The organism is Shewanella sp. SR43-8 (genome assembly GCF_014163775.1).
Taxonomy (GTDB): domain Bacteria; phylum Pseudomonadota; class Gammaproteobacteria; order Enterobacterales; family Shewanellaceae; genus Shewanella; species Shewanella vesiculosa.
Map to the genome: position 1 here is coordinate 216,062 of NZ_JACJDX010000010.1, position 12,706 is coordinate 228,767.

The 12,706-nt window shown below is 45.6% G+C and carries 9 protein-coding genes; 8 read left to right on the forward strand and 1 reads right to left on the reverse strand.

Going from position 1 to position 12,706, the window contains the following annotated elements; genetic code table 11:
* The first annotated feature begins 51 nt into the window (after positions 1-51).
* The 8 genes from H5114_RS14695 to H5114_RS14730 all read left to right on the forward strand — a co-directional run bounded on the left by H5114_RS14695 (position 52) and on the right by H5114_RS14730 (position 12,183).
* Positions 52-273, forward strand: coding sequence for a hypothetical protein (locus H5114_RS14695; protein ID WP_182723310.1), 222 nt, complete (start codon positions 52-54; stop codon positions 271-273).
* A gap of 942 nt (positions 274-1,215) precedes the next feature.
* Complete coding sequence (aguA, locus tag H5114_RS14700; protein WP_182723311.1) at positions 1,216-2,328, forward strand: agmatine deiminase; 1,113 nt, start codon at positions 1,216-1,218, stop codon at positions 2,326-2,328.
* Between the two features lie 78 nt (positions 2,329-2,406).
* Complete coding sequence (locus H5114_RS14705; RefSeq protein ID WP_182723312.1) at positions 2,407-4,113, forward strand: amidase; 1,707 nt, start codon at positions 2,407-2,409, stop codon at positions 4,111-4,113.
* An 801-nt stretch (positions 4,114-4,914) separates the two neighbouring features.
* Positions 4,915-5,574 (forward strand): DsbA family protein, encoded by a 660-nt coding sequence (locus H5114_RS14710; RefSeq protein WP_182723313.1) that lies wholly within the window; start codon positions 4,915-4,917, stop codon positions 5,572-5,574.
* 167 nt (positions 5,575-5,741) lie between these two features.
* Complete coding sequence (locus H5114_RS14715) at positions 5,742-7,454, forward strand: FAD-dependent oxidoreductase (RefSeq protein ID WP_182723314.1); 1,713 nt, start codon at positions 5,742-5,744, stop codon at positions 7,452-7,454.
* Positions 7,455-7,491: 37 nt separating this feature from the next.
* Entirely contained in the window at positions 7,492-8,841 is a 1,350-nt protein-coding gene (locus H5114_RS14720; protein WP_182723315.1) for an APC family permease, read from the forward strand.
* A 105-nt stretch (positions 8,842-8,946) separates the two neighbouring features.
* Positions 8,947-10,683 (forward strand): thiamine pyrophosphate-dependent enzyme, encoded by a 1,737-nt coding sequence (locus tag H5114_RS14725; protein ID WP_182697063.1) that lies wholly within the window; start codon positions 8,947-8,949, stop codon positions 10,681-10,683.
* 9 nt (positions 10,684-10,692) lie between these two features.
* Positions 10,693-12,183: an FMN-binding glutamate synthase family protein gene (locus tag H5114_RS14730; RefSeq protein ID WP_182723316.1), complete on the forward strand. Its 1,491-nt coding sequence runs from the start codon at positions 10,693-10,695 to the stop codon at positions 12,181-12,183.
* 117 nt (positions 12,184-12,300) lie between these two features.
* On the opposite strand, the gene H5114_RS20540 is transcribed toward H5114_RS14730, so the two are convergent.
* Complete coding sequence (locus H5114_RS20540) at positions 12,301-12,612, reverse strand: hypothetical protein (RefSeq protein ID WP_235781782.1); 312 nt, start codon at positions 12,610-12,612, stop codon at positions 12,301-12,303.
* Between the last annotated feature and the right edge of the window lie 94 nt (positions 12,613-12,706).

The window sequence follows — 12,706 nt, forward strand, 5'->3', positions numbered from 1 at the left end:
TCCAAAATATTCCAATTTTAGACTATAATCTCGAAAGTTATGGAGAGCCGAATGAGTAATATCAGCAACTTAGAAGATTACAGAACACCCACCCCAAACACCGAAAACTCGAAAGTTACCAATACCCGCAAATATAAAGATGTTCGTGAGCGTGAGTATCTAACATCATCAGAGATTGAACGCATCAGCAAAACTGAAAGCCTAGTCGTTGCATTATGGATAAAGCCAACTTCAATTGACAATTTTTCATTTCAATCATATAGTCAATCTTAGTTAGCAATTGCAGACTTTGAAGATGAAAATCTCTGCAACCAAATGAATTTAAACGACTATTTTACCTATTTAATTCGAGAGTCTGGGTTCAAATTCCTATCCTTCCGCCACATTCAATGAAAAGGCCTTATCGAAAGATAAGGCCTTTTTGTTTGGGCAAAAGATAGGGATTTAAACCAAGTGTTCTTCTTTATTACAAGTAAGCTACCCCTCCGCCATATTAAAGACGAAAGGCTCATCAGAAATGATGAGCCTTTTTTCGTTTAGGCGATAGATAGGAAATTGAACCTAGGGTTCCTATTTATAAAAGATCACTATCCCTCAGTCACATTCAACGAGAAAGCCTCATCCGAAATGATGAGCCTTTTTTCGTTTAGGCGATAGATAGGACTTTGAACCCACGGGTCCTCTTTATAAAAGAAAGCTATCCGTTCTCAAGATTCAACGAGAGAGCCTCATCAGAAATGATAAGGCTTTTTTGTTTGGCGAAAGATAAGACTTTGAACCTAGTAAGCTTCTAGAATAGTAGACACTTCATAAAGGTAGTCCGTTAGATATTAGCAACACCTAAAAAGCCTTAATAACTATGTCACTAAAAATTGCCCATAAATGTGCCTTAAGGCGTAAATTATGTGTCCCATTGCGTGATTGCACTCATCAAGAGTGCATTAAGCTTGCAACCTTCTTACCTTACAAATTATTATCTATGCCCTGCATACAACTATCCAACGCAAGCAGTCTTAAATGATAAGATACACAGTAATATTTCAACCAAGCTGAAACTCACCGAGTGAAGACGTGGCAATTTTGGCCTAACTATCGCCTGATGAATGCGGTAATTCGATTTATTGATTTGATTAACGTTAGGTGTATTTTTATTCTGTCGTCCTATGTTAGGACGCACACCCTTATAGATTTTCAGCATTACTGGAGACAAAACTCATGACAAACGTGACAGTGGATGCCACGCAGTTAACGACTAAGCCATCACAAGATGGTTTTTACATGCCCGCTGAATGGGCAGCGCAACAAGCGGTGTGGATGATTTGGCCGTATCGTCCTGATAACTGGCGCTCTGCTGGGGCTTATGCTCAGGCGACGTTTGCCAAAGTGGCCGATGCCATTGGTGCAGTTACACCCGTTTATATGGGTGTTCCTAAAGAATTTTTAGTTCAAGCTAAGACAGTGATGCCTTCCCATGTCACTTTGGTCGAAATAGAGAGCAACGATTGTTGGGCTCGCGATACTGGGCCTACTGTAGTAATGAATGCCAAGGGCGAACGCCGTGGTGTTGATTGGAGCTTTAATGCCTGGGGAGGTCACAATGGTGGCTTGTACTCTCCATGGGATAAGGACGAACAAGTCGCACAAAAGATGCTAACACAGCATGATTTTGAACGTTATGTCGCGCCGCTGATCCTCGAAGGTGGTTCAATTCATGTCGATGGTGAAGGCACCTGCATAACGACAGCCGAATGTTTGCTCAACAGCAACCGCAACCCAGATCTGAGTCGTGAACAGATAGAAGCATTACTGGGCGATTATTTAAATGTGCAGCAGTTTATCTGGTTGCCAGAAGGCGTGTACATGGATGAGACCGACGGACATATTGACAATATGTGCTGTTTTGTTCGCCCTGGCGAAGTGGTTTTACACTGGACTGATGATCAAACCGATCCCCAGTATCCTCGTTCAAAAGCCGCGTTGGATATTTTGCAAAGTACTGTGGATGCAAAGGGGCGTAAGTTAAAAATCCATCTATTGCCACAACCGGGTCCTTTGTATTGTACCGAAGAGGAATCTCAAGGCGTAATAGAAGGAACTGGTGTGCCTCGCACTGCGGGTGAGCGTTTAGCGGGTTCATATGCGAACTTTTTAATCACCAATCAGCGTATCGTTTTCCCGCTACTCGATCCTGCAACCGACGATATCGCAGCCCAAAAATTGCAGGAGATTTTCCCTGAGTATGAGATTGTCGGTGTGCCTGCTCGCGAGATCTTATTAGGTGGTGGCAATATCCATTGTATTACCCAACAGATCCCCTCTGGAAAATAAGTGAACCCAAGGAGAACACAATGACCATGTATGTCACTGTTGTTGCAATACAATTGGCTTTCATTAGGAGCGTGTCGCATGTTTGAAGTAACTGAAGTTTCTATTGCCGAGCTACGTGCCGCCCTCGAATCCGGTCGAACTACTGCGGTTGAACTGGTGCAGTCTTATCTTGCACGAATTGATGCTTACGACGGCCCAGCGACACAGACTAAGCTGAATGCATTAGTCGTCCGCAATCCTGATGCGATCAAGGAAGCAGAGGCTTCTGATGCACGCCGAGCTAATGGTGAAACACTTAGCCCACTTGACGGTATTCCCTATACCGCCAAGGACAGCTACTTGGTTAAGGGGCTGACGGCAGCTTCTGGAAGCCCAGCGTTTAAGGACTTGGTTGCCCAATACGATGCCTTTGCTGTTGAGCGCTTGCGCGCCGCGGGTGCTATCTGTTTAGGTAAAACCAACATGCCACCTATGGCCAATGGTGGTATGCAACGCGGTCACTACGGTCGCGCCGAAAGTCCATACAACGCTAACTACCTCACCGCACCTTTTGCCTCGGGGTCTTCTAACGGCGCGGGTACTGGTACGGCTGCAAGCTATTCTGCTTTTGGCCTAGCTGAAGAGACATGGTCGAGCGGGCGTGGGCCGGCATCAAATAACGGTCTGTGTGCCTATACCCCATCTCGGGGCGTGATTTCTGTGCGCGGCAACTGGCCGTTGACACCGACCATGGATGTAGTGGTGCCTTACACTCGCACTATGGCAGATATGCTCGAAGTGCTGGATGTTATCGTTGCTGACGACCCGATCACCCGTGGCGATCTATGGCGTCTGCAACCTTGGGTCGAAATTCCCAAAGCATCAACAATCCGTCCTGCATCTTATGTGGCGCTTGCCGCTCAGGCCGACACGCTCAAAGGTAAGCGTTTCGGGGTGCCGCGCATGTACATCAATAAGGATGAATTAGCTGGCACCAGCGAAACCCCTGGTATCGGCGGCCCGACCGGTCAGCGTATCAATACGCGTGCATCAGTGATCGACCTTTGGCAAGCTGCACGCACAGCGCTGGAAGCTGCCGGAGCCGAAGTGATTGAAGTTGACTTCCCGCTGGTGTCAAATTGCGAAGGTGACCGCCCAGGCGCGCCGACTGTATTTAATCGCGGCATCGTTACGCCTGAATTTCTCGATGATGAGCTGTGGGCACTATCGGGCTGGGCATTTGATGAATTCTTGCGTGCCAATAATGATCCTAAACTCAACAAACTGGCTGACGTCAACGGCCATTTGGTTTTCCCGCACGACCTTGGCACCTTGCCCAATCGTGAGGGCGATCTTGCCGCTGGTATGGATGAGTATGTCAACATGGCCAAACGAGGTCTCAAGTCGTATAACCAAATCGACAGCATACCGGATGGTCTGCGTGGCTTAGAGAAAACGCGCAAGCTGGATCTCGAAGATTGGATGGACGAGTTAAAACTTGATGCCGTGCTGTTCCCAACCATGGCAGACGTGGGGCCGGCGGATGCGCATGTTAATCCAGCTTCCGCTGATATTGCCTGGAGTAATGGTATTTGGGTCGCTAACGGCAACCTAGCGATTCGTCACTTAGGTGTACCAACGGTGACAGTGCCTATGGGGGTTATGGCCGATATTGGCATGCCAGTCGGTTTGACGTTCGCGGGCCGTGCTTATGACGACAATAATCTGCTGAGGTTTGCTGGTGCATTTGAGGCAACTGGTAGCAAGCGCATGATACCTGCGCGCACGCCAGAGCTTAGTCAATAAGCACTAAGCCAAAGCACTTAGTAATACAGAACGGGATTGGCGTCTACACGCCAATCCCGTTTTTTTAACGCCAACGTAAATACATCGTTAACATACACATGATGTAAAGATGTCGTTGAGCATAGTCAAAGAGCAAACGTCCTTAAAACAGCACTTAAGACGGCCTTTTACTGCCCATCATAGCGTCGATTATTAATGGCGAAATCAATACTTTGATCTAGGTTTGAGCAAATGAGTGGCATGTAAAATGGTCACCTATTTGTTACGCGGTAATCCTCATAGTTTCCACAGAGACTTGACGGCGACATATTGGCCGCCAACGCTCAATGGTGCGCCAAGCCCAAGGTCAATCTTAACTAAGCCTTTCGCTGAACGTTCAGCTAAAAGCGCTTGCCCCATCACTTTTTTGAGCGCGAAAGGGTGTCGTTTGGGTTATCGATTTGCCAAAATGTTGTGATCTAAACCGATTCAGTCGAATCACTTTCAATAAAATGGTCGATCAGTGTTAAGGGCAAACTCACACCTGAAGTTACTGATCACAATCAAACCTAATTGTCAGCACTTTACCTAGAACAGAAATTCTTTTCTGCACTAGGCCTGCTATTGACTAAGGCTCAAGAGATTACGAAATCGTGCCATTCATTTGCATGCTTGTTGACAGGTAATGGTGCTGAGATGTCTGTAGATAAGTGTATGTACGCAGTCGCACAGACAGTGTGATCGACTGATGGCATCATTTGAAGTTCTGACCTTATCCCATAGTGTCATTAAACCGCCTCAGGTGCAGGAGTGACATGCCAAATGAATAAAACCTTAGTCATAGATTATTACACTGACATTCTTTGTGTTTGGGCTTGGATTGCTCAAAAACGTGTCGATGAACTTAATAAAAAATTGGCAAACAGCATCGAACTTCAATGTTACTACGTTGATGTTTTTGGTGATGTACCGACAAAAATAAACACCCAATGGCAATCAAAAGGCGGTTTTATTGGCTTTGCCGAGTACATACAACAGTCTGTATCTGCCTTTGAATACGCTCATGTAAACCCGAAAGTATGGACGCAAGTTAGACCCACGACTTCAGCCAATGCGCATTTGATGCTTAAAGCGATAGAGATTACTTATGATAAAAAGAAAAGTATCGATATGGCGCTAACGTTTCGAAGTGCATTTTTTGTCGATGGCTTGGATATTGGCAATCTTGACGTGCTCTATGATTTAGCTAACGCCAATGGACTTGACCTAAACGCCATCGATACCAGTATTCGTGATGGTTCTGCTATGGCGTCATTAATGGGTGACTATCAAAAATCAAAGCAACAAAACATTAACGGTAGCCCGTCTTTTGTGCTTGATGGTGGGCGACAAATATTGTACGGCGACGTAGGTTTTCGCGTAATTCTTGCCAATGTTGAAGAGCTTTTAAAGCATCCAACAGATGAGGCAAGCTGGTGCTGAAATGAGCGCGACTCGCTCATTGATGCTATCGATAGTGACATCGATCAGATGCCTGCTTAGCGATGAAGGGATTTTGGACCATTCGATACATAAAGAGAAACACGAATCCTAAAATCCCCCCTACAAGCACGTTAGACAAGAGCGACGATAATGTTAAGAGGTGATAAATGGTAGCCGAATCTATGTCTACGTCCACAGAATCAGCCACACAAGCGAAAACGGTTGCTGTTTTTGGTAGCGGTATTGCCGGACTAACGGCAGCGCATGAATTTGTAAAACTTGGCTATAAAGTCAAAGTGTTCGAAGCCAATCCTGATGCCGGTGGTTTTTTTAGAAGTGCCAGAAGAAAAGAAGATCAAGATATGCCTTCTGAATACTCCTGGCATGGAATGGGCCCTTGGTATAACAATTTTTTCGAACTCATCAAGGAAATCCCCTTTGATGAACACTCCAGTCTTTATGACAACATCCTTTCAAGGCCGGTAGTATTCGGCTTGGCGCCCAATTCAGGCACGGCGCATTTTGGTGATTCTAATTCCAAAAATGTCGATTTGGAAAACCTGTTTAGTATGACGACCAAAGAAAAATGGCTTTGGTGTTGGCTGATGGGAAAAGCATGGTGTTCAAATAATAGGAGCAGCCAAAAGTACAGCAACATCAATGCTAAAGAAGCTTGGCGCCCCTATTTAGCCGCTTCGACGCTGAGCACCTGGAGTTCCACTTTTGGCCCTTGGGTGGGTTCCGACTGGTGTCATGTTTCTTTCCATCATGTGGCGCATTTTTTTCGTAAACAATTAGTCACCAAGTATTCGTATCATCATTCAGGAGACAGTGAAGGCGGCCCGTGGGATCACACGGCGCGCGACGGTTGGCTGCTTCTGAACGGGCCCAGCAGTGAGGTTTGGTTTGATAAATGGGTCGATGATCTGAAGCAAAAGCAGGTCGAGTTTCATTGGCAGACCCCACTTTATCGTTTGAGTTTTGAGAATAACAGCATCACAGCGGCAGAGCTCGCCAATGGCGAAACCGTTCAAGCCGATATCTATGTCCTGGCACTGAATCCTTTTTCTGCGGCAGATATCTTGGCAAGAACCCCTGAGCTTGAAAATAAACCGCAACTTAATCTTTTTAAATCCTTGGTACAACAGGGGCCTCACACCCAAGTGTCTTTTAGAATTGGCTTCAAAGAAAAAATGTCTTGGCTGCGACAAAGATGCGCGCTGGTTATTTCAGACTCCGCCTTTAACCTGACGCTTTTTTCTCAGGAACAAGCGTGGGGAGAGTCGAGTTCTCTGGGGGACGATATTCAATCTCTGTGGACTGTCACCGCTTGCGTTTCAAAAGTCCCAGGCCCGGTTCATGGTCTTTGTTTGGAACAATGCACTGAGGAACAATTTCTTGATGAAGTGTTATTTCAATTAAAACAGAGTCATGCCCTAGATGAACTGGTGAAAAAGGCTAACGGCGGCAAAAGCTGGCAAGATTTTTCGATTGTAAAAATCACAGTTTGGCATGAATGGGCGTTTTCTCCTGAAGGAATAACATCGGCGCAACCCAAATGGGTGAATTCGACCAATACCCAGCAATATATGCCACAGCAAAAGACAACAATATCCAACCTTGTTCTTGCAGGCGCTCACACCCAAACGACCGCAGATGTGTGGAGCATTGAGGCCGCGGTCGAGAGTGGCAAGCTGGCGGTAAAGGTTTTTGAGCCGCAACTTAAGGTCATTCCACAGTCGAACTTTCTGGTGTTGAACGTCCTTGGGAAAATAGACGATGTGCTTTATTACTACAAACTTCCAAACGTGTTGGATGTTGGTTTAATCGTCATGGTTATGTTATCAATAAGTCTAATCGCCTTTGGGCTTGCCGGATAAAGAGTAGCTTATATAAAACACAAATAGCGGAGGACTTATGCATGACCATGAGGATAAAAAATCGCATTATCAAAAAGATAGCCTGACATTGGTCGGTGCTGTTGCGCTTGGCACTGGCGTTATGATTGGCGCTGGTATATTTGCCTTGACGGGCCAGATGGCCCAGATGACCGGAAGCCTTTTCCCGCTGGCATTTCTTTCGGCTGCGGTGGTTGTCATATTTAGTGCATATTCTTACGTCAAAATGTCCAATGCCTATCCTTCCGCCGGTGGCATAGCCATGTACCTGAAAAAAGCCTACGGCAGCACGGTGACAACCGCTTTTCATTCCCTGCTGATGTATTTTTCAATGGTGATAGCTCAGAGTTTTCTGGCGCGTACCTTTGGTACTTATACATTGCAGCTGTTTGGTATCGATGATACTAGCTTGTTGGTGCCGACATTGGGTGCCGGATTATTGCTGGTGGCGTTTCTGATCAATTTGTCCGCCAACAAGATGATCGAAGGTGTCGCGTCGGTGCTCGGCTTTATTAAGATTGGCGGTATCGTTTTGTTCGGTATCGTTGGCGTAATGGTGGCTGGCTCGGTAGAAGTCGATTTCTCAACAGTCAGTTCAGACGCTTCAACTTCTGGTGCAACAATCGCTGGTTTTATTGGTGCAACCGCGCTGGGTATTTTGGCCTTTAAGGGCTTTACCACCATTACCAATAGTGGCTCAGAGCTTATCGATCCTCACCGAAATGTAGGCCGAGCCATTATGATCGCTATTGCTTTGTGTGTGGTGATTTATACGCTGGTGGGCTATTCCGTCGCCAGTAACCTGTCACTTCAGCAAATCATCGAAACAAGAAATTACTCGTTGGCCGCCGCTGCAAGGCCTGCGCTGGGCGAATATGCCGTCTGGTTTACGGTTGTTCTGGCCATGTTGGCAACAGCAGGCGGTGTTATCGCCAGCATATTTGCGGTTTCGCGGATGTTAGCAATGCTGACCGATATGAAACTCGTTCCCCATAGCCATTTTGGCATGCCCGGTAGCATCCAAAAGCACACCCTGGTTTATACCGTCATTTTAGGTTTGCTGTTGACCATATTTTTTGACCTGACGCGGATTGCGGCTATGGGCATCATCTTTTATCTGATTATGGATATCGCGGTACATTGGGGGATCTTGCGACATTTGCGCCATGACATAGGTGCAAAACTCAGTATTTTGATCACCGCCATTATCCTTGATCTGATTGTTCTGGGTGGTTTTGTCTGGGTCAAGATAAACAGTGATCCATTGGTGGTCGGTGTCGCTGGTGTGGTCATGCTGGCTATTCTGCTTGTCGAAGTGCTGTTTTTAAGGCATCACCCTATCGAATCAAAAGACCACAAACACGGATAAAGTAAATAGTACGCCGCAGCAGATGGACATTTTGCTGTACTTCTCTGCTGCAGGTTAGCTTGGTCATTATACCGAATATTTTTTATGTAAACATTGGAGCTAATTATGTCAAAAAACGTATCAGATCATTTAGTCGAAATGCTGGTAGAAGCCGGTGTTAAGCGAGTTTATGCCGTGACTGGCGATAGCCTTAATCCGGTCAACGATGCTGTGCGAAGGGATGGCAGATTGCAATGGATCCATGTTAGGCACGAGGAAGCTGGCGCCTATGCGGCCTCTATGGAAGCTGAGCTCAATGGTATCGGTTGTTGCATGGGCAGCAGTGGTCCTGGGCATGTTCATTTAGTCAATGGACTCTATGATGCCAATAGAGCTGAAAATCCGGTTATTGCGATTGCTTCAACTATTCATACTGAAAAAATGGGCCTGGACAACTTTCAAGAGACAAGACCCGAAGCGTTATTTCAAGATTGTTCAAAATATGTATTTCTCGCCAATACCCCTAAACAAGCTGTCAATGGTTTGCAAACCGCGATTCAGCATGCCATCAGCAAGAAAGGGGTCGCTGTGCTCGGGCTTCCCGGTGATGTGGCTTCAGCAAGTCTGGAATCTGTGCATACGGCGAATAAAAACTTCTATACCCAACCCAGAATAACCCCAAGCCATGAACAGCTTCTAGAACTGGCAAACGTCATTAACGAACATGAAAAAGTAATGCTGTTTTGCGGCCATGGTTGTCGCTATGCCGTTGAAGAAGTGATGGCATTGGCCAAAAGGCTTAATGCCCCATTGGGATATAGCTTTCGAGGCAAAATATTTTTTGAACGTAAAGAAAATCCTTATGCCGTTGGATTAAATGGGCTGTTAGGCAATAAATCCGGTTTTGAAGCCATGCATCAAGCCGATGTCCTGTTGATGCTGGGCACAGATTTTCCATATAGTGAGTTCCTTCCCGAAAAATGCAAAATTATTCAAATCGATACTAAACCCGAAAAATTAGGCCGTAGAGCTAAAGTGGACTTGGGATATTGTGGTGATATTAAATCAACCCTTGAAGATCTTATGCCGTTAATTGATGTCAAAACGTCCACGGATTTTCTCGACAAAACCCGTTCACTGCATCAAAAAATTGAAGCTATCTATGAGAGCTATGTGGAAGAAAAGGGATCGGAAAAAAACATTCATCCAGAATATGTCGCTCATTTGGTGGATAAACTTGCCGATGACGATGCGATATTTACCGTTGATACGGGCATGAGCGCCGTGTGGGCCGCGCGTTATTTAAAGGCGGGAGCCAATCGTTATCTGACCGGTTCCTTTAATCATGGCTCGATGGCAAATGCCATGCCTATGGCGATGGGGGCAGGTTTATCACAACCAGACAGACAAGTGATTGCGTTTTGTGGTGATGGCGGTATTTCAATGCTGCTCGGCGATTTAATGACCATTAGCCAATATCAAATTCCTGTCAAAATCATCATCTTTAATAACCGTTCGTTAGCTATGGTGAAGCTTGAAATGCGGGTAGAAGGTTATATGGAGTGGCAGACGGATATGGTTAATCCTGATTTTATAAAATTGGCAGAGGCGATGAACATTGCTGCATGGGAGGCGACGGAGTCCAAAGATGTGGAGCTTGCACTGGCAAACGGATTCAAGCATAAGGGACCTGCGATAATCAATATTTTTACCGATCCCAATGCTTTGGCAATGCCACCTACCTTAAACTTTGAGCAAGTAAAAGGCTTTGCGGCATCGATGACAAAATTAATGGTCAATGGAAAATTTGCCGAAATAGTCGATACCACTAAGAACGATTTAAAATACTTACGGGAATTATGATAAAACATTATGAAGCAAGCTATTAGGTTCACCACAATCGTCCTGGTTATTTTTGTCGTCATTATCGGCATTATACTCTGGCCTTTAGCGGGTCTTATTGTTCTTGTAGCCTTGCTCGTGCTGCTTGGATTGTATGATTTATTTCAAACAAAACACTCGATACTGAGAAACTTTCCTGTTATTGGTCATATTCGTTACCTATTAGAAATGATAGGCCCAGAGCTGCATCAATATTTCGTGGAGTCGGATACTGATGGTAAACCGATTAATAAGAATCATCGCAGGTACATCTATGAGCGAGCCAAAGAGCAAAATCAAACATCCCCCTTTGGCACTGAGCTCAATGTATATGATGATAATTATAAATGGATGCAGCACAGCATCTATCCCGCTAAGAAAATGGACACACCGCCACGGGTTGTGATTGGTGGCAAAGATTGCCAACAACCTTACAGTGCTAGCCTATTTAATATCTCAGCCATGAGTTTTGGTGCTTTGAGCAAAAATGCCATTCAAGCCTTAAATTTGGGCGCTAAAGCCGGTGATTTTTTTCACGATACCGGCGAGGGCGGTATATCCGAATATCATTTACAAGGTGGCGATTTAGTGTGGGAAATCGGTACAGGGTATTTTGGTTGCCGCACAGAAAATGGCTGTTTTGATGCGGAAAAATTTAAACAAAAGGCCAATTGGGCGCAGGTGAAGATGATTGAAATTAAACTCTCACAAGGTGCCAAACCCGGCCATGGAGGAGTACTTCCCGCAGCCAAAAATAATCAGGAAATTGCTGACATAAGAGGCGTTCAACCCCATACCGATGTGCTTTCACCTCCCGGCCATTCCGCTTTTAGCAATGCAGCAGGGTTATTGCAGTTTGTTGAGCAATTAAGAGTGTTATCCAACGGAAAACCTGTCGGCTTCAAACTTGCTATAGGCAGTAAACAAGAGTTTATTGAAATATGTGAAAAAATGCTCGAAACAGGCATCAAACCCGATTTCATCACTGTGGATGGCGCAGAAGGGGGAACGGGCGCGGCACCTATCGATTTCTCAAACTATGTTGGTATGCCTTGGGAAGATGCACTGCTTTTTGTCGTGGATACGCTCAATACCTACACGCTCAAACAAGACATAAAAGTGATTACGGCGACTAAGATATTTACCGCTTTTGATTTGTTTAAAGCCCTTTGTATCGGGGCTGATGTGTGTAACTCCGCGCGGGGCATGATGCTGGCTTTGGGTTGTGTTCAGTCCTTGAAATGCAACACCAATGAGTGTCCTACAGGCGTCACCACAAATAACCCCAAATTAGTGCGAGGTTTGGTGGTTGCAGAAAAATGGCAAAGGGTCAGGAATTATCACCAACATATGTTGGACGATTTTTTGCAACTAATGGCCGCTTCGGGTTGTCATTCACTTGAAGAAATGAATCAAAATTTAATTTACAGGAAGGTGGATAAGCACTGGCTTTCCTATGCTGAAGTGGTAAAAGCCCGCTGATTTTTATGGATCATGCCGCTCCAATCGCCGTATCGTTATAACAGAAGCCGGGTCCACGCCTGCCAATATACTATTGGCAGGGATATTACGTACAACAATTGTCAGTGACGGAGACTATTAGTCACTCGCGAGGCTCTGCAAAGCATTGGTGATCTCACTCATCCGCGCCGCCGTGACTTTACCATGAACCTGCGAGATCAGATTACCGTTCTTATCCAAAACAACAATGACCGCCTCTTCGCTATCGGATGGAACACCCAAGGCGCTTTCCATGATTTGTGAGTTGAGAATCCAGGTTTGATCGTGATAGCGCTGCGGCACTTGTTCTTTGGCGCGGCCAATGACATCTTCTTCCGACATAAAGAAGGGTAAATTGACAGCCAGTACGTCGCGAACCCGATATTTACTATGATCTATCTCTGAGCGCAATGTGTTAACCCACTCCCGAGTGGATATTGCGGCATTGCGAGACGGCGTAAGTATCAGCAGTGTCGGTTGACCTATCAGTTTGTTACTGTCAACT

Bases quoted from the DNA above. Each gene is read 5' to 3' on its own strand.
- H5114_RS14695 (WP_182723310.1), top strand. From the start codon at position 52: ATGAGTAATATCAGCAACTTAGAAGATTACAGAACACCCACCCCAAAC.
- aguA (WP_182723311.1), top strand. From the start codon at position 1,216: ATGACAAACGTGACAGTGGATGCCACGCAGTTAACGACTAAGCCATCA.
- H5114_RS14705 (WP_182723312.1), top strand. From the start codon at position 2,407: ATGTTTGAAGTAACTGAAGTTTCTATTGCCGAGCTACGTGCCGCCCTC.
- H5114_RS14710 (WP_182723313.1), top strand. From the start codon at position 4,915: ATGAATAAAACCTTAGTCATAGATTATTACACTGACATTCTTTGTGTT.
- H5114_RS14715 (WP_182723314.1), top strand. From the start codon at position 5,742: ATGGTAGCCGAATCTATGTCTACGTCCACAGAATCAGCCACACAAGCG.
- H5114_RS14720 (WP_182723315.1), top strand. From the start codon at position 7,492: ATGCATGACCATGAGGATAAAAAATCGCATTATCAAAAAGATAGCCTG.
- H5114_RS14725 (WP_182697063.1), top strand. From the start codon at position 8,947: ATGTCAAAAAACGTATCAGATCATTTAGTCGAAATGCTGGTAGAAGCC.
- H5114_RS14730 (WP_182723316.1), top strand. From the start codon at position 10,693: ATGAAGCAAGCTATTAGGTTCACCACAATCGTCCTGGTTATTTTTGTC.